The sequence below is a fragment of the Pseudomonas sp. RL_5y_Pfl2_73 genome, assembly GCF_963970515.1.
Classification (GTDB): Bacteria; Pseudomonadota; Gammaproteobacteria; order Pseudomonadales; family Pseudomonadaceae; genus Aquipseudomonas.
This window is the reverse complement of sequence record NZ_CAXAPD010000015.1, coordinates 117,491-143,298: the sequence shown is the minus strand read 5'-3', so window position 1 is coordinate 143,298 and position 25,808 is coordinate 117,491. Positions and strand designations below refer to the sequence as shown.

At 59.4% G+C, this 25,808-nt stretch carries 15 protein-coding genes and 2 pseudogenes; 4 read left to right on the top strand and 13 right to left on the bottom strand.

What is annotated here, in order from left to right:
* Positions 1-3 precede the first annotated feature (3 nt).
* The 4 genes from AACY42_RS16580 to AACY42_RS16565 form a co-directional block, all read right to left on the bottom strand.
* A complete protein-coding gene (locus AACY42_RS16580; RefSeq protein ID WP_339480975.1) occupies positions 4-963 on the bottom strand; it encodes an AAA family ATPase in 960 nt (319 codons plus the stop codon).
* 238 nt (positions 964-1,201) lie between these two features.
* Positions 1,202-2,527: a chloride channel protein gene (locus AACY42_RS16575; protein WP_339480974.1), complete on the bottom strand. Its 1,326-nt coding sequence runs from the start codon at positions 2,525-2,527 to the stop codon at positions 1,202-1,204.
* Between the two features lie 272 nt (positions 2,528-2,799).
* Entirely contained in the window at positions 2,800-4,515 is a 1,716-nt protein-coding gene (locus tag AACY42_RS16570; protein ID WP_339480973.1) for an ATP-binding cassette domain-containing protein, read from the bottom strand.
* A 33-nt stretch (positions 4,516-4,548) separates the two neighbouring features.
* Positions 4,549-5,721, bottom strand: coding sequence for a YcaO-like family protein (locus tag AACY42_RS16565; RefSeq protein ID WP_339480971.1), 1,173 nt, complete (start codon positions 5,719-5,721; stop codon positions 4,549-4,551).
* 713 nt (positions 5,722-6,434) lie between these two features.
* Between AACY42_RS16565 and AACY42_RS16560 the strand changes: the two genes are divergently transcribed.
* A complete protein-coding gene (locus tag AACY42_RS16560; RefSeq protein ID WP_339480969.1) occupies positions 6,435-8,588 on the top strand; it encodes a WG repeat-containing protein in 2,154 nt (717 codons plus the stop codon).
* A gap of 95 nt (positions 8,589-8,683) precedes the next feature.
* Here the strand turns inward: AACY42_RS16560 and AACY42_RS16555 are convergent, their stop codons facing one another.
* Positions 8,684-9,037: a hypothetical protein gene (locus AACY42_RS16555; RefSeq protein ID WP_339480966.1), complete on the bottom strand. Its 354-nt coding sequence runs from the start codon at positions 9,035-9,037 to the stop codon at positions 8,684-8,686.
* Positions 9,038-9,479: 442 nt separating this feature from the next.
* Here AACY42_RS16555 and AACY42_RS16550 point away from each other — a divergent pair, with 442 nt between their 5' ends.
* Positions 9,480-14,348 carry an NAD-glutamate dehydrogenase gene (locus AACY42_RS16550; protein ID WP_339480965.1) on the top strand — a complete coding sequence of 1,623 codons (4,869 nt, stop codon included), beginning with the start codon at positions 9,480-9,482 and terminating at the stop codon, positions 14,346-14,348.
* Positions 14,349-14,430: 82 nt separating this feature from the next.
* On the opposite strand, the gene AACY42_RS16545 is transcribed toward AACY42_RS16550, so the two are convergent.
* The 3 genes from AACY42_RS16545 to pdxR all read right to left on the bottom strand — a co-directional run bounded on the left by AACY42_RS16545 (position 14,431) and on the right by pdxR (position 16,935).
* Positions 14,431-14,835 (bottom strand): cupin domain-containing protein, encoded by a 405-nt coding sequence (locus AACY42_RS16545; RefSeq protein ID WP_339480964.1) that lies wholly within the window; start codon positions 14,833-14,835, stop codon positions 14,431-14,433.
* Positions 14,836-15,098: 263 nt separating this feature from the next.
* Complete coding sequence (locus AACY42_RS16540; protein ID WP_339480962.1) at positions 15,099-15,380, bottom strand: antibiotic biosynthesis monooxygenase family protein; 282 nt, start codon at positions 15,378-15,380, stop codon at positions 15,099-15,101.
* Between the two features lie 121 nt (positions 15,381-15,501).
* Positions 15,502-16,935: a MocR-like pyridoxine biosynthesis transcription factor PdxR gene (gene pdxR / locus AACY42_RS16535; protein ID WP_339480960.1), complete on the bottom strand. Its 1,434-nt coding sequence runs from the start codon at positions 16,933-16,935 to the stop codon at positions 15,502-15,504.
* A gap of 195 nt (positions 16,936-17,130) precedes the next feature.
* On the opposite strand from pdxR, the gene AACY42_RS16530 reads away from it, so the two are divergent.
* Both AACY42_RS16530 and AACY42_RS16525 read left to right on the top strand, forming a co-directional pair.
* Positions 17,131-17,571: a carboxymuconolactone decarboxylase family protein gene (locus AACY42_RS16530; RefSeq protein ID WP_212800175.1), complete on the top strand. Its 441-nt coding sequence runs from the start codon at positions 17,131-17,133 to the stop codon at positions 17,569-17,571.
* 188 nt (positions 17,572-17,759) lie between these two features.
* Positions 17,760-18,224 (top strand): annotated as a pseudogene (locus tag AACY42_RS16525) (type II secretion system F family protein); the annotation flags it as partial.
* A gap of 491 nt (positions 18,225-18,715) precedes the next feature.
* Here the strand turns inward: AACY42_RS16525 and AACY42_RS28655 are convergent.
* From AACY42_RS28655 to AACY42_RS16505, 5 genes and pseudogenes are all read right to left on the bottom strand, one after another.
* Positions 18,716-19,141 (bottom strand): annotated as a pseudogene (locus AACY42_RS28655) (toxin-activating lysine-acyltransferase); the annotation flags it as partial.
* 782 nt (positions 19,142-19,923) lie between these two features.
* Positions 19,924-22,497 carry a bifunctional diguanylate cyclase/phosphodiesterase gene (locus AACY42_RS16520; RefSeq protein WP_339480957.1) on the bottom strand — a complete coding sequence of 858 codons (2,574 nt, stop codon included), beginning with the start codon at positions 22,495-22,497 and terminating at the stop codon, positions 19,924-19,926.
* Positions 22,498-22,799: 302 nt separating this feature from the next.
* Positions 22,800-23,423: a ferric reductase-like transmembrane domain-containing protein gene (locus AACY42_RS16515; protein ID WP_339480955.1), complete on the bottom strand. Its 624-nt coding sequence runs from the start codon at positions 23,421-23,423 to the stop codon at positions 22,800-22,802.
* A 249-nt stretch (positions 23,424-23,672) separates the two neighbouring features.
* Positions 23,673-24,983, bottom strand: a complete 1,311-nt coding sequence (locus tag AACY42_RS16510; protein WP_339480954.1) for a HAMP domain-containing sensor histidine kinase — start codon at positions 24,981-24,983, stop codon at positions 23,673-23,675.
* Positions 24,980-25,720: a response regulator gene (locus AACY42_RS16505; RefSeq protein ID WP_003202589.1), complete on the bottom strand. Its 741-nt coding sequence runs from the start codon at positions 25,718-25,720 to the stop codon at positions 24,980-24,982. The genes AACY42_RS16510 and AACY42_RS16505 overlap by 4 nt, the downstream gene beginning before the upstream one ends.
* Positions 25,721-25,808 lie beyond the last annotated feature (88 nt).

The window sequence follows — 25,808 nt, the reverse complement described above, 5'->3', positions numbered from 1 at the left end:
TGCTCAAGCGACAGCGACGACGTCGAGAATCCGCTGCACGACCCGGTCCTGGTCGATGCCGGCGGCCTCGGCTTCGAACGACAGAATGATGCGATGGCGCAGCACATCAAACAGCACGGCCTGGATATCTTCCGGGCTGACAAAGTCGCGTCCGGCCAGCCAGGCGTGGGCACGGGCGCAGCGGTCCAGGGCGATGGAGCCCCGCGGGCTGGCGCCGTAGGAGATCCACTCGGCCATTTCCGGATCGAACTTGGCCGGGTTGCGGGTGGCCATGATCAGTTGCACCAGGTACTCCTCCACGGCGTCGGCCATGTACAACCCGAGGATTTCCTTGCGCGCGGAGAAGATCGCCTGCTGGCTCACGCGGCGTTCGGGCTTGGTCTCGCCGTTCAGCGCTTCACCCCGGGCCTGCTGGAGGATGCGACGTTCCACCGTGGCATCGGGAAAACCGATCTTGACGTGCATCAGGAACCGGTCGAGCTGGGCTTCGGGCAGCGGGTAGGTGCCTTCCTGCTCGATCGGGTTCTGCGTGGCCATCACCAGGAACAGCGGCGACAGTTCATAGGTGCTGCGTCCGACGCTGACCTGCCGCTCGGCCATGGCTTCGAGCAAGGCCGACTGGACCTTGGCTGGGGCGCGGTTGATTTCGTCGGCCAGCACCAGGTTATGGAAAATCGGCCCTTGCTGGAACACGAAACTGCCGGTTTCCGGGCGATAGATTTCCGTACCGGTGATGTCGGCGGGCAGCAGGTCGGGGGTGAACTGGATGCGATGGAACTGTGCTTCGACGCCTTCGGCCAGCTCTTTGATGGCCTTGGTCTTGGCCAGCCCCGGCGCGCCTTCTACCAGCATGTGGCCGTCGGCAAGCAGGGCGATGAGCAGGCGCTCGATGAGTTTTTCCTGGCCGAGAATCTGCGTTGAAAGAAAGGTTCGCAGCGCAAGCAGCGCTTCACGATGTTCCATCGGTGACTGTTCCTGGAAAGGGTGGCCCCAAGCGTTCGGATAACGCCGGGGCTGGGGACGTTACTTTAATGCATGGTGGGGGGTGGCGACTAACGGGATTTTGTCTGGTGTGCGGATTTGTGATCGGTTTGGACTCAATGTGGGACGGGCTTGCTTGCGATGGTGACTTGGCCCGCGGCGAATGATGCAACCCCTCCAGGCACCGGATTCATCAGGTTCGCCACATTTGCGCCACTGTTTACGCTGGATTGCGTTTGCGCGATGCTGTTTCGCTTTCTGCTGTATGGAGGAAATCTCGCGCCAACTGCTGATACAACTCTGGCCCCATCCTGGAACTCGCCGCCTTGGATATTAACGCCACGGCCATGAGGCTGATGACCAACTCATGGCTATCGATCATCTCCATCACGATGATTGCGGAGGTGATTGGCGACTGTGTGACGGCGGCGAGAAAGCCAACCATGCACAACGCAATAATGGGTTGCAGGGCAAGACCAAACAGTTCGGCAGCGTTTGATCCAACGGCGGCTCCGATCGCCAGGGAGGGCGCGAAGATGCCACCCGGAATACCGGAAAAGTAAGTGACGATCGTCGCGAGGAAACGGGTAATCGGTGCATGCCAGGGCAGGCCGACGTCTTGGTTGATGACCTGGGAGGTAATCCCGTAGCCACTTCCAAACGACGTTCCTGCGCTGAGCCAACCCAGTATCGCCACAATGACGCCACAGATCCCGGCGAACCATACCGGATGCGCCCGACGCCACTCCCAGAGCACGAACCGATGATGACGCTGAGGCCACAACAGCATCCGGCTGAATAACCCACCCAGCAGGCCGCAGCCGATGCCCGCCACCAGTATCGGGACAAGCATATCGCGGCCGACCTCCTTAACATCGAAATGACCGAAATAGTTGTAGTTTCCCTGTAAGGCGATCGCGACCATCCCTGAAAGAATAATGGTGCTGAGCAATACGCCGCTGGTACGGGTTTCCAGCTTGCGGCCAAGCTCTTCAACCGCAAAGGCAATACCCGCCAGAGGAGTATTGAACGCCGCAGCAATACCGGCGGCGCCACCGGCCAGTATCAAGTCCTCTACGCGAATGATCCGGGCATTGGGCAGAAAGCGGTGGAAGAAATGCATGATCGAGGCGGCAACCTGTACCGATGGTCCTTCACGCCCAGCGGAGAAGCCGCCTGTCAGTGCAAGCGCACCCAGGCCGATCTTGCCAAAGGCAATTCGCGGTGAAACCAGCTTGTCGACGCTTTTCCCGTGTCTGGCCAGTTTCGTTGCGGCGATCACCTGGGGTATGCCGCTGCCTTGGGAGCCCTTGAAAAAACGGGTGGTCAACCAGACCACGAACATACCGATCAGAGGGGTGTAAATGAATGGCAGCCAAGGCCGTTCAGCCGTTTGCTGCGCGAATTGCGACAATGCCAGATCTGCCAGCCTGGCGAACATCACGACGAGCAAGCCAGCAGCCGTGGCGGCGGTCCACAACGTCACTCGAGTACGCCAACGGATGGAGCTGAAACGACGATGTATCAGGGTAAACGGCTTGATCACCGGCCTGTATCCTGTTGACGTGCAAAATGTCTATTGGGCCAAGCCTAACCTCATACGCAACGCCATCCAAGTCTGTGGTGGTACGGGAGCCGAGCTTGCTCGCGATGGCTGCGGCGCATTCAACTTCAATGCAGCCTGACCCACCGCTATCGCGAGCAAGCTCAGCTCCCACAGGGATTGGTGGTGGATGCAGGGCAAGGCACGCCACCGATCCAGTGTGGGAGCGAGCCTGTTCGCGATTACCGTAGTAGATCCGGCACCTCATATTTGCGCTACTTTTGCATCCGAATCTCATCCACCAGCAGCCTGATTGCTGGCCTGTCGACCAACTCCCGCCACGGACCATCGTCTACGATTGCCCCGTCATGCATCACAATGACCCGGTCAAACCGATGCAGGTGGTCAACGTCATGGGTGACACATATCAACCCCTGCCCGGCAAAAACGTTGAATAACAGGTCCCAAAGAGGCGTGGTCAGCCTAGGTTCGATGGATGCGCTTGGCTCGTCGAACATATTGAATTTCCCGGGCTTGTTGATCAGGCGCAGCAGTGATAGGCGTTTGGCTTCGCCTCCGGAGATATTCGATGCATTTTCGCTGACCTGCCGTGTTGTCACGATCTCATCCAGTTCCAATTGCCGTATGGCTCTAGACAAAATCGGCGATGCGCAGCCTCCGAACAGAACCGATTGTTCAAAAGAGCCTTCCAGAAACCGCGGTTGTTGGGGGCAATATCTCAAGGCGTCCAAGTGAGCTTGACCGGACAAAAGTGAGACCGGTACCGAGTCGATACTCAGTTGGTCTCGCTTTGATGCATCAAGCCCGGCGAGGACTTCCAGAAAAGTGGTTTTGCCTGCGCCGCTAGGCCCCGTAACGGCCACTGACTGCCCTTGAGCAAATGCCAGGGGGCGCTTGATCGACAGGCGAAGCGGTCCCGTTCCTGCGACTTCGCAGGGGCCGAGTTCCAGAACTGAGGACCGCTGGAAATCAACCCACGCCAGCCGATTGCTGCGATCGAAATCCGGAAGTGATAGCAGACCCTGAAATTGACGCTGGTCTGCAAGGAACTGATCAAGAACACGATACCCTTCAGTCAAGGTTGAAATACTGAGCAGATAACTCCCCGCGATTGAAAAAATGGCAACCAGCTGCCCGACACTGATACTGGGATGCCCCGAAAGCTGGTCCAGGACGCCCCAATAGAGCAATCCCCCAGTGGAAAGGCTTACGAACAGTATCTTGGCGGCGCTCAGCAGGCCGCCAGAGGATGCCGTAGTCACAGCAGCGTCGGCATAACGTCCGAACGCCGCGTTCAACGGGTGCAGGGCAGTGGGTATGGCACTTTCCAGTTTTATGGTTTTTCCCGCGTTGAGGGTGTTGTAGAGGTGGGCACTTAACTCATCTTCCTGCTCATTGACTGCATCAATGTGCCTTCTCCGCCATTTGATAATTTGATGGGTAACAGCCAGATAGATAATTCCGAACGCCGTCATGCTCAAAAAAATCTCACCGCCACCTATGTAAATAAAAGCAGCCCCAACAACTATGAATTCCAAGAGTACGGGAAGCGCAATGGTCACAATGAAAGTGAGTAGTTGTTCGTGCGCAGTAATACCGCGTTCGACCGATTTGATGAAATGGCCGATTCTCCAAGAGTTGAATAACGAAAACTCTTTGCCTATGAGTTCGGTGATCCACTCAATGGAAGCGTTCATGATAATGCTCTGTACCAGCTTGGACAGCGCATGGAGCTGTAGAGGAGTGATGATGGCATGAATGCACCCCGCGACAATCAGGCCTGTCGTCAGTGCGAGCAGGGTGCTGGATGCTGGATTTCTGTTGTCTTGCAGGGTGTCGATGATGGTTCCGAGTAGCAGTGGAGGGGCAAGTGTGATGAATTTGAGCGCGATGATTGTGACTATAGTGATTGCTAGAAGTTTGGTGTGTTTTTTATAGGCGTTTTTTATCATTGCCCGGATGCTGTGCATGTACTCACTCCTGGTTGCTTTGTGTTTGATAATTCAACCGCGCAACACGTACTGAGGCACCACCAAGCGACCGTTTCTAATGATATTGAAACGCTCAAGTCCTGGAATGTAAGTTTGAGTGACGATGCTGTTGCCTGAGAAGCGGGCTACCGTTCGGTGGAATATGTTCATGTCTTTAATTGATAGGTTTTTTTGCAGTATTTCTAGTTGTGCGGAAACTGTTATGGGGTCGATGTGTGTAGGAATGTCAATGATGGGGAGTGTCGCTCTTATGACTGGCGCGAAGTCAATTAAGTGTTTCAGGTGTCTTGATTTAGACAGTAAATCAAAGGTTTCTCTATCTATAGATTCTTCAGCGGCATCATATAAGTCCTCGGACTGGAACTGTTCAGTAACTGCCCTTTGGATTGCAGTGTGGATTTCAAGCGAACATCCGGAGCCGATGGGTGAAAGATGGTGAACTCCAGGGCCCGCTTTGGGAAATGCCACTGCAAAATAAACTGATAGCACGTCCTTGATAATGATCACTTGCAGTCTGTTCGCTGACGCCAAGGTAGCGGGGTGGCTCCTCAGTGCTGTTTGAAGCAACGCGGCAGAAGGTGTGTATAGTTCCATTGCCGGACCGAGGCCACAGACAGTCATGTAGAAAAGAGACAGGATATGCCTCTCGATTGTTTCGTGGATACCATGTAACAGTGCTTCGTTCTCTGTGCAACCAAAAGCAATTCCTGAGTTTGATGAGTAGCGAGATAAAAAGCGCAGTGCGGAATTCGAATTTTCGTGGATGTTTTGCGTCGTTTCAGGACGTAGAAGGACGCACGGTGCGAATAGTTCTTCATTGTTGTTGAGCGAGGTAAGCCTAAAGCATTCTATTAATTGTTTGGTGTGAGGCAGGCTGGTAAAAATCCCATCTTCTGTAACTGCTTTTTGAGTAGCTATCTTGTCGGATCGGTATCGTATGGGAGTATCAGTAAGAGGCTGAAATGTGCTGAAGTGCTCAATGCTTTCTGCCAGTGCGCCTATTAGTGAATCTGGTCCCTTGCCAGCGCCCGATTCAACGAGGTTGTCATTGTCATCAAATAGTTCGGCCGTTGCTACTAGCTTGGATGGTGTCGTATACCGTGTTATTGCACTGAGGCCCAGTGTATGGAGCGTGGACATGATATTGAATAGCGCTTCGGTGGGTGATAGTTCTCGTTCTGACATATGGATCTCCATTAAAGGATGCCGAAAGGAGATCCTTTCGGCATCTGTTCGCCGATATTTAATCGGTCACTGGCTTAATTGGTCAGCGACGCGAAAAAATCGGCTTCCGTTGCGAGGAGGCCTTTAGAAAGGCCTAAAGCCTGCGGCAGGCCAAAAAAGGTATGATTGATTTCAGAGCGTTTCCTACCCATGTCGATTTACTCCAATGTAGTTAATGGGCGTCGCGACGCGAGCGCCCAACTTGCGTTTGTTCGCAAGTGATTAATTAATAACATTGGGGTGAGGTGAAGGCTATTGCGCGACTTCCTAGGCTGACGTAGGTTCGTTCTTGTCGTTGAGTAGGAGGGGGGTGTAGGAATGTAGCTGCTTTGTTGAAAGTGTGGTTGCTCTCTACTGTTTTCTCCGTTTGGGATGTTTATATCATTTTAAGAAAGGATCAAAAGGATAGTCTGGCAAGGTTACAGCGGTGTTCTAAGGCGGGGTTGCCCGGAAAGGTTGTGTTGCGTGCACATCTAAATGAACAGGGTTGCCATCGCTTCCCGCATCTAGTGGATGGCAGAGCCGACGTGTGGCCTCGCCACCTTGAGTGGACAGCATTGCCTCTATGGTGAGGGCACGAAGAGCCAAATCGGCGCCACCCAGCCGATTTGCAGCGCGCCAAGCCGTGTGGTTAGCTGCCAACCTCTCCCAGCCCCTTGACTGCCGATGCCTCCATGAACTTTACCCAGCCTCGCCTGAGATTGCTGTCGATACTGAGTGTGACCTTGTTGGTGGTGGGTTGTGCATCCTATTACCTGTTTCGCCACAGCGGCGCGCCGGCGGATGAAGGTTTCGTCGCCGAGCAACTGAACGAAGGGGGCATGGAAGACATCGGCACGTTGGCATTGCCCGAGGTGGAGAAACGCCTCAATTACCTGATTCAGGACACTGGTGAAACCCTCAGGTCCCTGGAGCTGCTCAATGACGTGCAATTGAGCCTGAGTATTGAGACGAGTGAGTCTGCCGACGAGCAGCCGTTGCAGTACGAGCCGCTGTTTGTCCCGTTCACCAGTGCGCAACTGAAGGCTGAACTGGCGTCGGTCCAGGGCCTGCGTTTTGCCCAGAGGCTATTCGCCGACGGTTCTGAAGTGAGGCTCGACACCAGCAGCCTTGATCCGCTCTGGAAGCGCGCCGCGACGCCGGATGAGCCGGTGGCCGAGCAGTACTTGCCGCAACGCCTGCGGTTTCGCGATGGCAGCGAGCAAACCTTCGCCGAGCTCAAGGCGCCGCCCAAGGTCGAGTCCGACGACACGATCTCCTCCCAAGACGCCTTCGCACTTACGGCGAACAAACCTCTAGCAAGTCTCGGCCTGACGGTCTCCTACCGCAGTTATCCGGCGTTCAGGAAAGTAGTCCTGGACAAGGATCACCCGCAGGTGACCCTGGACGACGGCCAGTCTTTCCAGCTCACCGTCCTGGGTGACGCCAGCGCCTCTGTGCGGCTGAGTACACCGAAAATGTCGACCTTCGTGGTGCAGGGGCTGGACGACGCGGGCAAGGCGCTCTACAGCAACGGTAACAATTCCCGCGCGTTCCCCTCCGAAGGCGATATCGCGGCGCTGCATGACTACTACAGAGCGCTGCTGCAGACCAAGGGTGATCTTAAGCAGCTCAAGACCGGCCAGGCGGTACAGCAGCAGTTGGAGCGCCTGACCCAGGCGCTGGCCGCTCAGGTGGGGCCGTTGAAAAACACCGAGGTCGACTACCACTTCGAGGCCACCCCGCAACGTATCCTCATTCATGTGCTCGATCCGATGGAAGACAGCACCGTTGAGTTCGCCCAGGTCGACAACGTCCTGGCGGAGCAGACGCGTTACATCGCTCTGGACCGGAACGCCGAGCGCTACGGCTTCATCGATCAGGCCGGCCAGTGGTTGATCAAGCCCCGTTGGGTGCAGGTGCAAGATAGCCAGCTGGCCGATACCTACACGTTTTTTTTCCCGGAAAAATCCAGCGACCCGGACTCGGGCTGGCAGGCATTGCGCAGCCAGCTCGCCTATTTTCCTGCCGGTAGCCACCAGCTTGTGGACCTGCCGTTCGAACACATCGCCGAGGCGTTGAGCAATGGCCTGCTGTTGGTGGAGCGTGAAACCAACGGCCCTTATGGGCTCTACGATGCCAAGCGTCATCGTTTCGTCTTGCCGATGAAGTTCGTCAACCCCACCGTGACCGACAACCTGTTCATCGCCCGTCTGGGCAAGCGAACCGATGTCACGGAGGGGCTGTACGGCGCCTATACCTTGGATGGCAAGGAAATCCTGTCGACGCAATTCTCAGGCATCGAGCACAGCGAGGGGTTGCTCTACGCCAGCTCCGCCGATCGGCGTCGCCAGGACGTATTCGACCTGCAAGGTAAACGGATCAACCGGCAGGGTGACAACGTGATAGGCCGGTTTGTGGGGCGGCAACCGCTGTTGGTGCAGGACGCTAAAAGCCGGAAGTTTGCTTTTATCAATCGCCAGGGGACGCGGCTACCCATCACGTTACCGTATGACGAGGTGCAACCATTTTCCAACGGCATGGCGGTGGTCGGACGCGATGGCAACTACGGTGCCATCGACCTTGCGGGCAGGTTGCAGGTGCCGCTGGAGTACAACCAGATCAACGCGTTCCAGACCCGTTACGCCGCGGCCATTCGGGCCGGTGGTGGTTCCGGGTTGGTCTTGATCAGTCAGAACAACAAGGTGACCAAGGAACTGGGCGCCTACACCAGCATGAAGGTGCCGGATAACGGCAATGAGGCCCGTTACTACGTGAGGGACCCGAATAACGATGACGAGTACCTGGTCTATGACGCCGATGGCAATCTCGTGCAGCAAGACGAATAACGGCTGATGCACTGATCCTGTGGCGAGGGAGCTTGCTCCCGCTGGTCTGTAGCTGTGTAGGCGCTGTCGAGCGGGAACGTGTTCGTGTCCGGGTTTTACAGTTGGCTTATATAGGTCCCCGTCCCCTTGAGGATGTTCTGCAACGTCAGTTCCACTTGCGCCAGGTCCGCCGCATCGGTGTCGTGGACGATCTCCAGCGTGTCGTCGCCGTTCAACGCATCGGCATCCGCTGCGGCGATTTCGATTTTCAGCAGGGTAGGGCTGAGGGTGACCTTCACGCCCTCCAGCGTCGAAGGCTCGCCATCGAGGGTGATTTCCAGTTCGTCTTCGTCGGGGTAGCGGGTCATCAGGAACATCTCGCCCTGGGCGCTGTGGCAGCAGATCATGGCCAGGTTGTCTTCTTCGTCGTCACATGGGGTGGCGATCAGCAGGGCGGTGGTCATTTGCATGGTGTTGGCTCCTGGCTCGAAGAGCCGAAAAAAAGTGGATTTTGCCAGTCTGGAGGACTTTGCGCTGGATTACCGCAATCGGGCTGCGGTTTCACACTACCAGGTGCCGTTTCGCCCCCGGGCTGCTAGGGTTGTTCGATGAACTCGGGCCGGTTTAGCTTGCCGATGACCGAATATGTCGCAGCGCTGCAAGCAGGCATATTGTCGCACTCGTTAAGCTGCGCAACGGATGTGCACCTGCAAAGGCCACCCCAGGGTGGTTTTTGCAGGTGTCCATGACATGAAATTACATGGAAAAGTATGTGACCTGCGGGGCCTGTCCAGCTTCATCCACCTGTCATCCTGTTTCCTCTGCCCGAGAATCAGGAACAGGATGGCCGACAGCCCCGCAGGGGTTGCACGCGCGCTTCAATCAATAACAAGCCCAAGCGGAGTACCACAGATGGCGTTCTTCACCGCAGCCAGCAAAGCCGACTTCCAGCACCAACTGCAAGCGGCACTGGCGCAGCACATCAGTGAACAGGCACTGCCACAAGTGGCGCTGTTCGCTGAACAATTCTTCGGCATCATTTCCCTCGATGAACTTACCCAGCGCCGGTTGTCCGACCTTGCCGGCTGCACCCTGTCTGCCTGGCGCCTGCTTGAGCGCTTCGAACACACGCAACCGCAGGTGCGCGTCTACAACCCCGATTACGAACGCCACGGCTGGCAGTCGACCCATACGGCAGTGGAAGTGCTGCACCACGACCTGCCGTTCCTGGTGGATTCGGTCCGCACCGAGCTGAACCGTCGTGGCTACAGCATCCATACCCTGCAAACCACCGTGCTGAGCGTGCGTCGCGGCAGCAAGGGCGAGTTGCTGGAAGTCCTGCCAAAAGGCACCCAGGGCGACGGCATCCTGCAAGAGTCGTTGATGTACCTGGAGATCGACCGCTGCGCCAACGCCGCCGAGCTCAACGTTCTGAGCAAGGAACTTGAGCAAGTGCTGGACGAAGTGCGCGTGGCCGTGGCTGACTTCGAACCGATGAAAACCAAGGTCCAGGAAATTCTCGACAACCTGGACAGCAGCGCTTACGCCATCGACGCTGATGAAAAGAGCGAGATCAAGAGCTTCCTGGAATGGCTGGTGGGTAACCACTTCACTTTCCTGGGCTACGAAGAGTTCGTGGTTCGCGATGAGGCCGATGGTGGCCACATCGAATACAACCCTGATTCGTTCCTGGGCCTGACTAAATTGCTGCGCGCCGGCCTGACCGCCGAAGACCTGCGTATCGAAGACTACGCCGTCAATTACCTGCGCGAACCGACCCCGTTGTCGTTCGCCAAGGCTGCGCACCCGAGCCGCGTGCACCGTCCGGCCTACCCGGACTATGTGTCGATCCGCGAAATCGACGCCGACGGCAAGGTCATCAAGGAATGCCGCTTCATGGGCCTGTACACCTCTTCGGTGTATGGCGAGAGCGTGCGGGTCATTCCGTACATCCGCCGCAAGGTCGCGGAAATCGAGCGTCGCTCGGGCTTCCAGGCCAAGGCGCACCTGGGCAAGGAACTGGCTCAGGTGGTCGAAGTGCTGCCCCGTGACGACCTGTTCCAGACCCCGGTGGACGAGCTGTTCAGCACCGTCATGTCCATCGTGCAGATCCAGGAACGCAACAAGATCCGCGTGTTCCTGCGCAAAGACCCGTATGGCCGTTTCTGCTACTGCCTGGCCTACGTGCCACGTGATATCTATTCCACTGAAGTGCGCCAGAAGATCCAGCAAGTGCTGATGGATCGTCTGAAGGCTTCGGACTGCGAGTTCTGGACCTTCTTCTCCGAATCCGTACTGGCCCGTGTGCAGTTGATCCTGCGGGTGGACCCGAAGAACCGCATCGACATCGACCCGTTGCTGCTGGAAAAAGAAGTCGTGCAGGCCTGCCGCAGCTGGAAGGACGACTACGCCAGCCTCGTCGTAGAGAGCTTCGGCGAAGCCCAGGGCACCAACGTGCTGTCGGATTTCCCGAAAGGTTTCCCGGCCGGCTACCGCGAACGCTTTGCTGCGCACTCGGCCGTGGTCGACATGCAGCACCTGCTGAGCCTGAACGAAAAAAATCCGCTGGTCATGAGCTTCTACCAGCCGCTGGGCCAGGTCTCCGGCCAGCGTGAGCTGCACTGCAAGCTGTATCACGCCGATACGCCACTGGCGCTGTCCGACGTGTTGCCGATCCTGGAAAACCTTGGCCTGCGCGTGTTGGGTGAATTCCCGTACCGCCTGCGCCACACCAATGGCCGCGAGTTCTGGATTCATGATTTCGCGTTCACCGCCGCCGAAGGCCTGGAACTGGATATCCAGCAACTCAACGACACCTTGCAGGACGCCTTCGTCCACATCGTGCGTGGCGATGCCGAAAACGATGCGTTCAACCGCCTGGTGCTGACCGCCGGCCTGCCATGGCGCGACGTGGCGCTGCTGCGTGCCTACGCCCGTTACCTGAAGCAGATCCGCCTGGGCTTCGACCTGGGTTACATCGCCAGCACCCTGAACAACCACACCGACATCGCTCGCGAGTTGACCCGGCTGTTCAAGACCCGTTTCTACCTGGCGCGCAAACTCAGCGGCGATGACCTGGAAGACAAGCAGCTGCGCCTGGAGCAAGCGATTCTCTCGGCCCTGGACGACGTCCAGGTGCTCAACGAAGACCGTATCCTGCGTCGCTACCTGGACCTGATCAAGGCCACCCTGCGGACCAACTTCTACCAGACCGACGCCAACGGCCAGAACAAGTCCTACTTCAGCTTCAAGTTCAACCCGCACCTGATCCCGGAACTGCCCAAGCCGGTGCCCAAGTTCGAGATTTTCGTCTACTCGCCACGGGTCGAAGGCGTGCACCTGCGCTTCGGCAACGTTGCTCGCGGCGGCCTGCGCTGGTCCGACCGTGAAGAAGACTACCGCACCGAAGTGCTTGGCCTGGTAAAAGCCCAGCAAGTGAAGAACTCGGTGATCGTGCCGGTGGGCGCCAAGGGTGGTTTCCTGCCACGTCGCCTGCCGTTGGGCGGCAGCCGGGACGAGATCGCGGCCGAGGGCGTCGCCTGCTACCGTATCTTCATCTCGGGCCTGTTGGACATCACCGACAACCTCAAGGACGGCGCCTTGGTACCGCCGGCCAACGTCGTGCGTCATGACGACGATGACCCGTACCTGGTCGTGGCGGCGGACAAGGGCACTGCGACTTTCTCCGACATCGCCAACGGCATCGCCATCGACTACGGCTTCTGGCTGGGCGATGCGTTCGCCTCCGGCGGTTCGGCGGGCTACGACCACAAGAAGATGGGCATTACCGCCAAGGGCGCGTGGGTCGGCGTGCAGCGCCACTTCCGCGAGCGCGACATCAATGTCCAGGAAGACAGCATCACCGTGGTGGGCGTCGGCGACATGGCCGGTGACGTGTTCGGCAACGGCCTGTTGATGTCCGAGACGCTGCAACTGGTCGCGGCCTTCAACCACCTGCACATTTTCATCGACCCGAACCCGGAGCCTGCCAGCAGCTTTGCCGAGCGCAAGCGCCTGTTCGACCTGCCGCGTTCGGCCTGGACCGACTACGACGCGAGCATCATGTCCGAGGGTGGCGGCATCTTCTCGCGCAGCGCGAAGAGCATCGCCATCTCGCCACAGATGAAAGAACGCTTCGACATCCAGGCCGACAAGCTGACCCCGACCGAGCTGCTCAATGCCTTGCTCAAGGCGCCAGTGGACCTGTTGTGGAACGGCGGTATCGGCACCTACGTCAAGGCCAGCACTGAAAGCCACGCCGATGTCGGCGACAAGGCCAACGATGCACTGCGCGTGAACGGCAACGAACTGCGCTGCAAGGTGGTGGGCGAGGGCGGCAACCTGGGCATGACCCAACTGGGTCGCGTCGAGTTCGGCCTCAATGGCGGCGGTTCCAACACCGACTTCATCGACAACGCCGGTGGCGTGGACTGCTCCGACCACGAAGTGAACATCAAGATCCTGCTCAACGAAGTGGTGCAGGCCGGCGACATGACCGACAAGCAACGCAACCAGTTGCTGGCGAGCATGACCGACGAAGTCGGTGGCCTGGTCTTGGGCAACAACTACAAGCAGACGCAGGCCCTGTCCCTGGCTGCGCGTCGTGCCTTCGTGCGGATCGCCGAATACAAGCGCCTGATGAACGATCTGGAAGGCCGCGGCAAGCTGGATCGCGCCATCGAGTTCCTGCCGGCTGAAGAGGCGATCAACGAGCGTGTCGCGGCGGGCCATGGCCTGACCCGTGCCGAACTGTCGGTGTTGATCTCCTACAGCAAGATCGACCTCAAGGAAGCGCTGCTCAACTCCCTGGTACCGGACGACGATTACCTGACCCGTGACATGGAGACGGCGTTCCCGCCGACGCTGGTGAACCAGTTCTCCGAGGCCATGCGTCGCCATCGCCTGAAGCGCGAGATCGTCAGCACCCAGATCGCCAACGACCTGGTCAACCACATGGGCATCACCTTCGTTCAACGGCTCAAGGAGTCTACGGGCATGAGCCCGGCGAACGTGGCTGGCGCTTATGTGATCGTGCGCGACATCTTCCACCTCCCGCACTGGTTCCGTCAGATCGAAGCCCTGGACCACCAGGTCTCGGCCGACGTGCAACTGGAGCTGATGGACGAGCTGATGCGCTTGGGTCGTCGTGCTACGCGCTGGTTCCTGCGCAGCCGCCGCAACGAGCAGAACGCTGCTCGTGATGTCGCTCACTTCGGTCCGCACCTGGCCGCGTTGGGCCTCAAGCTCGACGAACTGCTGGAAGGCCCGACCCGCGAAGGCTGGCAGACCCGCTACCAGGCCTACGTGGCCGCCGGTGTGCCGGAGTTGCTGGCGCGCATGGTTGCCGGTACCACGCACCTGTACACCTTGCTGCCGATCATCGAGGCGTCCGACGTCACCGGCCAGAACGCCGCCGATGTGGCCAAGGCCTACTTCGCGGTGGGCAGCGCCCTGGACATCACCTGGTACCTGCAACAGATCAGCGCACTGCCGGTGGAAAACAACTGGCAGGCACTGGCCCGTGAAGCGTTCCGCGATGACATCGACTGGCAGCAACGGGCGATCACCATCTCGGTTCTGCAGGACGGCGACGCTACCCAGGACGTGGAAACCCGCCTGGCGCTGTGGCTTGAGCAGCATCACGAAATGGTCGAGCGCTGGCGCGCCATGCTGGTGGACATCCGTGCCGCCAGCGGCACCGACTACGCCATGTACGCGGTTGCCAACCGCGAACTGTTGGACCTGGCGTTGAGCGGTCAGGCGGTCGTGACGGCCAACTGATCCAGCGTTGAATGAAAAAGCCCCGCATTGAGAGATGCGGGGTTTTTTTTTGCTCCCACAAGGGGGACTGCGTCTCGGCGGCTCAGTTTTTCAGCGGTATCAACACCGCTTCATCCTCACCCATCACCATGAACACCAGCAGCTTCGCCGGCTGGCTCGCGCTGGCGTTTTTCGAGAGCAAGTGTTCGGAACCCGCCGCTTCATACCAGAACTCTCCAGCCTTGTAGGTCTTCGCCGACTCACCCTTGACCTGGGAAGTGATGGCACCTTCCAGTACGTAGGCCATGGCTGTGCCCTCATGCTTATGGGCAATGGACGCTTGGCCGGGGGCGTAGCTGACGGTCAGCATCTTGGCTTTTTTACCTGGAACGTTTTTCAGCAATTGCTCCTGTAACACCGTGACCTTCTCCGAAGGCGCGGCTTCGTGAGCGTAGGTCTGAGTAATGGGCAGTAGGCCGAGGGCGGCGATCAGACAAAGTGTTTTCATGAAGGAATGACCTGTGGTTTCGAGTGATTTCGTGCTGTCGCAGCGATGGATTCACCCTAAACCCCACGGTGGGGCAAGCAAACGTCCAATCTTTCGGAAGGTGGGTAGACCAATGCCGCGATCCACCAAACTTGAAAGGTACCCCCTGTAGGAGCTGCCGAAGGCTGCGATCTTTTGATCTTTTGATCTTTCGCTTGAGACTCAATTGGATTGGGCAAGATCGCAGCCTCGTTGCACTCGGCTGCGCCTACAGGCGCGGGGTGTCAGCTGTTGAAATCGACGCTGCGCGCCAGGCGGTTGTCGATCAGGCTGATGAAGCCTTGCACTTGCGGGCAGTTGAAGTGGGCCTGCATGGCCGCTTCCGACTGCCAGCGGGCGCTGACGCTCCAGCGGTCGCCATCGTCCGGGCAACGGTCGACCAGGTAGGCATCGCAGCCTGGCTGGGCACGCAGGGTCTCGACGATTTGCTGCAATTGCCGGCCCAGTTCTTCCGAGCGACCGGCGGCGGCTTGCACCTGTACGGTATTGATCACTTGGCGGGACATTGTTCAGGCTCCTCAATCAAGTCGCAGGGGGTTGCTCAATATCAATCACACCCGTGCAGGATAGGCCCGGCGGGGCGAGGCTCAAACAGCCAATGGGCGGATAAATGCCCAGTCCAATCCCTCAGACCACTTGTTGCAGAATGTCGCGCAAGCGGTCCAGGGCGATGTCGATGTCCAGGGTTTCGATCGCACCGAAACCGAAGAACAGGCCGGGCCGCACGGGTACCTCATTGAAAAAACCATCGAGGCTGTAGAGCCCGACTTCGGCTTTTTTTGCCAGTTCGATCACCAGCGCCAAGTCCACCGGGACCTTGCACAACACCGCCATATGAAAGCCCGCGGTGGTGGGCACGGCCTCGAACCAGGGCGACAAATCCCCGGCCATGCGTGCCAGGATTCGCTCGCGACGACCTGCATACAGGGTGTGACAGCGGCGGATGTGCTTGAGCAGGCAACCCTCGGCGATGAACTTCGCCAGCGCCCACTGGGGCAGGGTGGAGGTGTGCTGGTCGGTGAGGCGCTTGGCCAGGATCACCGCTTCAAGAATGGCCGGCGGCAGGATCGCATAGCCGAGCCGCAGTTCCGGTAATAAGGTCTTGGAGAAGGTGCCGACGTAAGCGACGATCCCTCGCTCATCCAGGCTCTGCAACGAATCGGCGGGCCGGCCTTCGTAGCGGAACTCACTGTCATAGTCGTCTTCGATGATGATCGCCCCCAGCTCATAGGCTCGTGCCAGCAGGGCCTCGCGGCGGGCGTGGCTCATGGGCATGCCCAACGGAAACTGGTGGGAGGGTGTCACATAAATCAACCGCGTGCCGTCGGGGATCAGGTCGACGCGCATGCCTTGCTCGTCGACCGGTACTCCGACCACCGTGGCGCCCTGGGAGCCGAACAGCAAGCGCGCCGGCGGATAGCCCGGATCTTCCATGGCCACCAGGCTGCCGGGGCGGGTCAACACCCGCGAGATCAGGTCCAAGGCCTGCTGCGCGCCGTTGCACACCACCACGTCTTCATCCTGGCAATTGACCCCGCGGGAAAACGCGATGTGCCGGGCAATGGCATTGCGCAGGGACGGCAGGCCTTCGGGCTGGCTGTAGAAACCCTTGGCACTGGCAATCTGGCGCAGCGCGTGGGCCGTGCAGCGCCGCCAGTCGTCCAGCGGAAACTGGCCCTTGCCGGTGGCGCCGCCAATGAAGTCGTAGCGCAGCGCACCTTCGAGGGTGGGATGGCGCATCAGGTCGGGCATGGTGCGCCAGGCTTCGACGACGTCGGCGCCGGCCAGCTCACGGTGGCTCTGTTTGCGCACGATCCTGGCCGGCCGTGCGTTGACATAGGTGCCTTTGCCGATGATGCCAGTGAGCAGGTTTTCGTAGGTCAGTTGGGCGTAGGTGTCGGAGACGGTCTTGCGCGAAACCCCCAGTTGCTCGGCCAGCAGGCGGCTGGGCGGCAGTTGCGTGCCAGCGGCGAGGCGGCCGCTCTCGATGGCGCTGCGCAATTGTTGATACAACTGGCTCGACAGGTCCTTGCGGCCGTTGATGACAACATGAAGTTCCATACCCGCAAGCTCCTGGGCGATTGTTCGGCGGCCAGCGTCAAAGGCGCAAGATTACCCGCATTGTGCGACTGCGTAGAAGTTGCGTGGGGAAAATCCCGCTGATTGGACTTGTCCCCGGTTTTTTCGCCGAATTGGACCTGTCATTGCCTGGCATCAGGGCCTACCGTGAAACTCTCGAATGCCACGGAGCCCGCCATGAGCCCGCGTCTGGATTACTACACTGCATCGCCTGGGGCGATGAAAGCCATGATCGGCCTGGAAGCCCTGACCAGCCGCCTGAGTATCGAACCGGCGTTGCTGCACCTGATCAAGATCCGCGCTTCACAACTCAATGGCTGCGCCTTCTGCACCGACATGCATTCGGTGGAGGCACGACGCCAGGGCGAGACCGAGCGACGGCTCTACGCGGTGGCGGTGTGGCGCGACAGCGGCTTTTTCACGGCCCGCGAACGCGCCGCCCTGGCCTGGACCGAGGCGGTGACGCTATTGGCTGAGAGCCAGGTGCCGGACGACGTCTATGCCCAGGCCCGGGCCTGTTTCAGTGAGGAGGAACTGGTGGACCTGACCCTGGCGATCAGCACCATCAACAGCTGGAACCGGCTGGCGGTGAGTTTTCGCCAGAGCCCCAGTGCGTGATCCGCGAGAGCCAACTGTGGGAGCAAGGCTTGCCCGCGATGAACGATGATGAGGTGAATCTGGCGGACCGTGTCGCCTGGATCGCGAGCAAGCTTTGCTCCCACGGAGCAGGTCTGTCGTTTGTCTCTATTTATTTCCATTGGGCAACGGTGAGTTGTTGATCGGAACCGGCGGCCGCTGAACTGGCGGCGCGGTTGAACTGGCACGCACGGGTGTTGCGCCTGCCGCTGATCGGACGTTTCGTACTGGGCCTCAACACCGCGCGCAGTGCCTCGAACCTGGTGATTCTCGGCGGAGCAGGGGGGCCGTTGCTGCAAGCGCCTGAGGCCACGCGCCAGACGCTGTCCAACGAACGCCTGAGACAGAGCGTTAGCGAGGCCACGGCCAAGGCTCGCGATGGCGGCGGCGCTACGGGTGGAAAAGTCTTCCCGCCGGTGCTGATCCACCTGATCGCCAGCGGCGAGAAAACCGGCTGCCTGCCACCGATGCTCGAACGCGCCGCGCAAACCCTGACCCAAGACATCGAGCGCCGAGCGATGGGCATGACCGCGCAGCTGGAGCCGCTGATGATCGTGGTCATGGGCGGGGTGGTGCTGGTGATCGTCATGGCGGTGTTGTTGCCGATCATAGAGATCAACCCGTTGGGTCAATGAATCGTCAACGCTGGAACTACGCTCCGGTCGCTCCAAGACCACCAAAACTTCCTGCTGGACACTCCTGCGACAGGAATCAGACTCCGAGGCATCGGATTGACGTCGGAGAGGCCACCAACAAAGTTGCCCACCGCCCCGCCCACGATGCCACCCACTGCGGCGCCTGCGTCTCCGAATCTACTTCCAACACCTGCTCCGATTGACGCTCCTATCGTTTCTGCTGAGACAACGGTGTTGCCTGCGCCGAAAATCACAAGTTGTTCTTCTTCGGTGAGATCTCTCATGTCGATGTCCTGCCTTTAAATTAATAAATGTTTTTCAATTATGCTTGTGTTGGTCTTTTTTTGGGTTAATTCCAAAAAAACGAAAGGATGCATGTACTGCAAATCCAATAATTAAACATTTGATGTATATATTTACCTCCCAATAATCAGCGATCACACCTATAAAAATGCCGAACAATAATGAAGTTGGAATGGCAATTATTTTCTTCATGACGTTGATGCGCATAGTCCGTCTCTCGATGATTTCGACAGGCTATGGCGTCCGGTTTTCTTGGTTGTGAAGTCAAAATTCCTGCGTGCCCAAAATACTTGAGAGATGCCATTCTCTCGAAATATTGTTTTTAATGTACTGATGGCATCCTTAGCGCCACCAGAGGGAAAACAAAAATCGATTATCCATGTCCGCCCCCCTTCATTCCATTCTGACGGGTGTAGCAGAAAGTTGGGATCCGTCAGCATTCGCAGCTCAGCATCCGGTGCTAAATATGCCCACGTAACATAGCCCATAGGCCTTGCTGTGGTGTCAAAGAAAAATACAATCTGCTGATGATCAATTGCGGGTACCAACCAAAAATGCAGCGTACGCATCTGAAACATATGAGAACGGCTGCACATGAACATAATCAAGTTGGCATAGCCGAGTGCCTCGGCCTTTTTTCAATAGCGTTGTTTAGGCACTGAGTAACCAGACGAAAACGGTTTGTCATTGACATGAAAAGGCTCCTAGCCTTAGTGACTCCATCCGACGCTCCCGGATGCCACGAAAATTCCAGCTGCACAAGCACGGTGGAAACGATTGGTGGACACATTAGCTTCGAAAACCGATAGCTGACGACCCTACAGGTGTAGGGGGTCATCGTTTAATTTTTTCCTGTATAGCCTCGCCTCCCGAGCCTTGCCCGCGCCAAACTCGGGTTCCTCGTTCTGTCATCTTCCGCTGCCCGGCAACCCTGCGCCGCCACCTCCACGGCTAGCGCCTGCCGTGCTCCTGAAAATCCGCCTGAACCCACGGTCCAGAGCCCTCGAACACCCGAGAAAGACACCTGAAAACAGCCCGCAACTCCCCAGGTTTTTTCTTTTATCTCTCACCGGAAGCTGCAAATTTCTAAGCCATGGCCTCACCCCATCGCCATCGGCACAGGACCGAGCGCCAGGACGGTCCTGCCTGAGAGACTCTGCAACGACGCTTCGCCTCTGCCACGTCTGTCGGCAAGACCGCTTTCCTGACCAACGCACCCGCTTCGATCAACCAGCCTGCCGGTACCCCGGTTAATTCCTTTGGATGAACAGAACCGCCAGCGGCTGACGGAGGAGGAGCGGGGGCGGTTGAGTTTGTAGGGGGAATTCAGCTTGCGGCGATGTTGGCAGTGCTGGCCTCATCGCGAGCTTGCTCGCGATAGCGGTGGGGAGGTGGGTTACAACCACCGCGGCGTGGTGAAGAACGAGGCCATTTCCGAGCGGGCCAGGGCGGCACCGAAGTAGGGGCCTTGGACATGGTCGCAGGCCACGTTGCGCAGTTGGCTGAATTGCCGCGCGTTTTCGATGCCTTCGGCGGTGACCATGAGCCCTACGCTGCGGCTCAATCGGATCATCGCCAGGACGCCTTCCTTGTCGTCCTCAAGGCCCAGTTGCGTGAGGATGTTGCGATCGAAGCGGATGCCATCGAACCGCTGGTCCAGTACTTCGCGAAGGGAGGCGATGCTGGTGCCGAACTTGTCGATATTGATCCGCACACCGAGGTCCTTGAGCGCATGTAGGGTGCAGGCGACGGTCTTGTGGTCGGTCAGCAGGACCCCTTCGGCCACTTCCAGGGTCAGCCGGTGGGGCGCCAGGCCGCTCGCTCCGAGGGCAGTCTGCACCTGGTTGAGCAGGAAGCTGCTGTTGAACCACCGGGGTGAAACCGCGATGGAGACATTGACAGCGCTCGGCCAGGTGACGGCCTCTTCACAGACATTGATCAGTATCCAGGTGCCCAGTTCTTCAAGCTGGCCCGAGGTTTCGGCCACCGGTATGAAGTCGGCCCCACCCAGCTCACCTTTCTCGGGGTGGTGCCAGAAGGTCTGGGCTTCGAAACCGTGCAGTTGTTCGGCGCTCACGTCGAAGCGAGGCAAGTAGCGCAGTTCCAGTTGATCCCGTTGCATGGCGTCGCGCAGTTGTTGTTCGTATTGCCGCCGGTCGCGGGCCAGGTTGCCCATGGCTTCCACATACACGCGCCAGGTGTTGCGACCGGCTGCCTTGGCCGCATACAAGGCGATGTCGGCGTGGCGCAGCAGTTCATCGGCACGTTGGTCTGCGGGCTGCGCCCAGGCAACGCCGATGCTCACTCCCAGGTACAGGGTATTGCCGTCCAGGTGCATGGGCCGTTGCATGCAATCGATCAGCCGTTCACAGAGTTGATCGAGATCGCCGACATCGCCCGGGTCGGGCATGACAATGACAAACTCATCACCGCCCAGACGTGCCACCAGATCGGTGCCGCGCACGTTTTGTTGGAGGATATGCGCCACTTCCTTGAGCACTTTATCGCCGACGGCATGCCCGAGGGAGTCGTTGACCGGCTTGAAACGGTCCATGTCCAGGTTCAGTAGCGCGAGGGGCGGGCGATCGGATCGGTCCAGGTGTTCGCGCAGGCAATCGAACAAGCGGTTGCGGTTGGCCAGCCCGGTCAGTGGATCATGCAGGGAAAGGTGCTTGATCTGGGCCAGTGCCCTTAATTCGTCGGTGATGTCAGTGGCCGTGCCGCGAAACCCCAGGGTGCCAGCTTCGATGGCCCGCACCGAGAGTTTGCAGGTACGGATTCGCTGGTTGCGCGCGGTGTACTCGCACAGCAGCGGCGCCGAGGAGACGCTGTTGGCACCGCCGAGCAGCCATTGGGCAATCGAGATCGAGCCACCATGGGGGTGAAGCAGCCGGTGCAGAGGTTTACCCAGCCACTCCGTGGGGCTGAAGCCGGTCACTTGTTCGAAGCGTTCCGACAGGTAGGTCAGCGTCCCGGTCGAGTCGACCTCCCACAACCAGTCGGAGGACACTTCGGCAATGTCGCGGAAACGTTCCTCACTGCGTTCCAATGCCTTGCGGTGAGCCAGCAGGCTGGCGTACTGGCGTTCCTGGGCGCGGAGCATGGCCAGGGCGTGGTGCAGAACGGCCAGCGCCAGAACCCCCAACACCAGTAACGCCAGGACCAGCAGGGGCAGGAGGATCTTGCGCAGGTCCTGGCCCGGTGTCTGCGGTCGCCAGGCCAGGGCCTCCCGGGTCAGGTCGTCGAGCAGTAGCTGGGCGGTATCGGCTGGGCCGGGAGTCCTGGCGATATGAGCGTCGGGCAGGGCGAAGTCGCGCGCCAGGTCTTCCAGGGCTCCGGGATCAAGGACCTTGACGAAGAGCATCAGGCTGGGCGGGCCGGGGATTTCGGGCACGCTGCTATCCGTGCCGATAGTGATGACGGACGTGGCCACAAACGCAGGGGCGTCGTCGTGATGGAGCATCTCGACGACCACTTCGTCGTGGTTTTGTGCGGCGCGGGCCTTTTTCCACAGCGCTGGCAGGTCGCCGGCCAGCCAAGTCTCGGCATCGACGTCACTCATCTGTCCATCGATCACCGAATAGACGGTCTTGCCGGCAGGGGAAATGACAAACACGGCCTGGTAGCCATAGAGCGAAAAAACGCTACTGCCGACGTTTTCCTGGTCGTAGGCCCATTCCTTGTCGACGCTGACATGCAGGTGCCGGTAGGCTTCGCTCCATTTGGAGTAATCACTCAGGTCCCGTCCGATACCCGTGCGGATCCCCTCGATGGCCCGCTGGGCGAAAAACAGGCTCTGTTCACGGGCGCTGCGGTCCTGGGCGCCGGTGATGTTGAGCAGCACGGCGATCGCCAGTGCAGACATGACAAACAGCAGGAGCATGATGGCCGGGAAAGTGCGACGGGTGAAACTTCGGGTTGGCGAACCCGGGGAAAGGACAGTCGAGCCATTGCCAGAAATTTCAGTCATAAAAATAAGTCATCAGCCAAAAAGCGATTTCACCCGCACCTGTTTTATATCGGCGGGTGGGCTGATTTACTTAGTCGTGATCACAGGGACTCGCGGACATGGGGCCCTGCGTCATGTGCGGGTCTGAAGCCCAGCATTCACGCCCAACTTCCCAGCCCTTGCCGCACCAACGGCAGCAAGGTCACCAGGTAGATCAGCAGCAGCTTGAAGTTGCCGTGTCCCTTGTTGGTCATCGAGATGCAGGCGCAGCGTTTTCAAAACATTTGAATACATGATCGATTCCCCAGGGCTCAAGCCGCGTGTTACGGCCGTTGGCGTCGCTGGGTGGCCTGGGCCAGCTTGCCCACCAGACGGATGGCGGTGGCGGCGCAGATCAGGCCGAAGGGCAGCACATACCAGGCGCTCATGGGGATGCGTTTGAAATTGGAATAGGCAAAGATCGCCGCCAGTACCCACATGCCGGTGACATGCAGGCGCTTCCAGGCCTTGAAACCGATCAGGCGCGTGGTGTTTTTGAACGAGGTCAGCGCCAGCAGCAGGATGAACACGTAACCCACGGTGCCAGGCACGTTGCCAAGGGGAGTGCGGCCGGGCCAGAACTCGGGATTGAGCTGGCCGTAGCTGTAGATCAGCACGGCATGGACCAGATGGGAAAACGCAAAGGCCAGCCCGATGAAGCGCCGTTCGCGCACCAGCGACCGGCTCAGGGGCGAGGGCACCAGCACCGCGAATGCCGAGGCGGTAAAGGCCAGCAGGAACAAGATAAAGGACGAGCGCGCTGTGGCGCGAATGGCACTGCGCACGCCTTCGGTCAGGTCCGGGTTGAGCACCAGGATCAACCCGGTCATCAACAGCACCAAGGCGGCGAGCAGGCTGAACAGCGACCAGCCCTGATAACGAAAGGGGGATGCAGTTGCGATAGGCATGTAAAGGCTCCGTGGAGGGTGAGGCCCGGTCGTGACAGCAGCCGGGAACACGGGGGAGTCTTTCAAACAGGTGTCAGCGGAGTGTGTCCGCAACGCACGATTGTGCAAGTGTGTGTATGCCGATCAGCGGCAGACACACAGGTATACAAAACCGCATCCCAACCGGATGCCAAACCCCTGTGGGTCAGTTGAACAGATGCTGGCAGACACACCGCCATCGCGAGCAAGCAAGCTCCCACAGAGGCCGTGTCAGCTTGCGAATGCCAGGCGCAACTCGGCGCACAGGCCGCCGCCGTCGCGGTTGCTCAGGGTCAGTGAGCCGCCCATGGCGATCGCCAGTTGCTGGGCAATGGCCAAGCCCAGGCCGGTGCCGCCGGTTTCCCGGTTGCGTGAGCTTTCCACCCGATAAAACGGCTTGAGCACTTCGGCCAGTTCCTGCTCGTTGATCCCGGGACCGCGGTCCAGTACCTGAATCGCCAATTGCCCGTGGTCGGCCAGCTGCACGTGGATCTGCGCCGCGCCGCCAAACTTCAAGGCGTTGTCCACCAAATTGACCAGCACCCGCCGCAGGGCATGGGGGCGGGTGTCGATGATGGCGGCGTTTTTTCCGGACAATTGCACGTCCTTGCCCGTGTCCTGGTAGTCGAACGCCAGGCTGTCGAGGAACGCATCCAGGCTGATCCGGCAACTGGCCTCGGTGGCGCCGTGGATGCTGCGGGCATAGGCCACGCCTTCACGCACCAGGTGCTCCATTTCACTCAAGTCGCTCCACAGCTTGTCCTTCTCGATCCCCTCGTCCATGAATTCGGCGCGCAGCTTCATGCGCGTGATGGGGGTCTGCAAGTCGTGGGAAATCGCCGCCAGCAACTGCATGCGCTCCTTGAGGTAGGCCGCGATGCGGTCCTGCATGGCATTGAACGCTTTGGCGGCATGCACCACTTCGCTCGGGCCTTTCTCGTCCAGGCGTACGCTGTGGGCGTTCGGGTCGAGGGTTTCCACCGCCTGGGCCAGCCGGGTCAGTGGGCCGACGGCGAGGCGTACGGCCAGCCAGGTGCAGCCGATCAACAGCGCCAACTGCCCCAGCAACACCACCGGGAGCCAGGGGGAGAGGGGCGTCATCGCCGGGCGTACGTCGATGGTCAGCGGGCTGCCGTCCCCCAGGCGCAGGTGCGCCTGATAGTGCATTTTCGGCCCGGGAATCTGCTTGAACGTCAGCCCATAGGCCTGGCCGATGGCTTCCTGGATCGAACTGACCGAGATCGGCGCGTCGGCAAGATCCATCGGTTGGCCGGGCTGGCCTTCGTCGAGCCGGTAGCCATAGTTGCGACGGGCGAGTGTCGGCAGCCAGGCTCGGCGTTCGGCGACAGGCAGGCGGTCAAGAATGGCGACGGAGGTCGAGACGTCGGTTTCCAGGTTGCCGAGCATGGTCGACTTGGCGCTCTGGTAACGCTCGTAGTACTGGACGCCGAAGGACAGCCCCTGGGCCAGGATCAGGCCGATCAGGAAGATCAGCGACAGCCTCGAGGTCAGCGTACGCGGCCAGGGCTGCGGCAGGCTCATACCGAGGCCTCGAGGATCTCCACCGGCAGCGAGAACACGTAGCCTTCGCTGCGCACGGTCTTGATGTAGGCCGGCTCCCGGGCATCATCCAGCAGGCGCTGGCGCAGACGGCTGACCAGCAGGTCGATGGAGCGATCGAACAGGTCGGCGTCCCGGCCCTGGGTCAGGTTAAGCAACTGGTCGCGGTTGAGCACCCGTTGTGGATGGTCGAGGAATACCCGCAACAAGCGATATTCGGCGCCGCTCAAGGCAACCATGGTGCCGTCGGTGTCCAGCAGGTGGCGGGCGGTGGTGTCCAGGCGCCAGCGTCCGAACGCCAGCAGGCGCCCGCTTTCGGTGACCACCAGGTTGGGCGGTAGCATGCGGGTGCGACGCAGCACGGCATTGATGCGCGCCAGCAGTTCACGGGCGGCGAAGGGCTTGACCAGGTAATCGTCGGCGCCCATTTCCAGGCCGATGATGCGGTCGGTTTCGTCGTTGCGCGCGGTGAGCATCAGTACCGGTGTGGCCTTGTGCTTGCCGGCACGCAGCTCCCGGCACAGCACCAGGCCGTCGTCGCCGGGCATCATGATGTCCAGCACGATCAGGTCCACCGGGGTGGTTTCCAGGAAGGCGCGCATTTGCCGGCCATCGGCAACAACAGTGGTGCGCAGGCCGTTCTTTTTCAGGTAGTTGCCAACCAGCTCTCTGATCTCGCGGTCGTCATCCACTATCAACACGTGATCGACATGATCCATGGTGCCCAGCTCCTCGGCGTTTCGTTGTGATCAGTCTACAGGCGCCGGCCGGCACGGCTCGCGGCGGTTTGTATTGCAGTGTATCTGG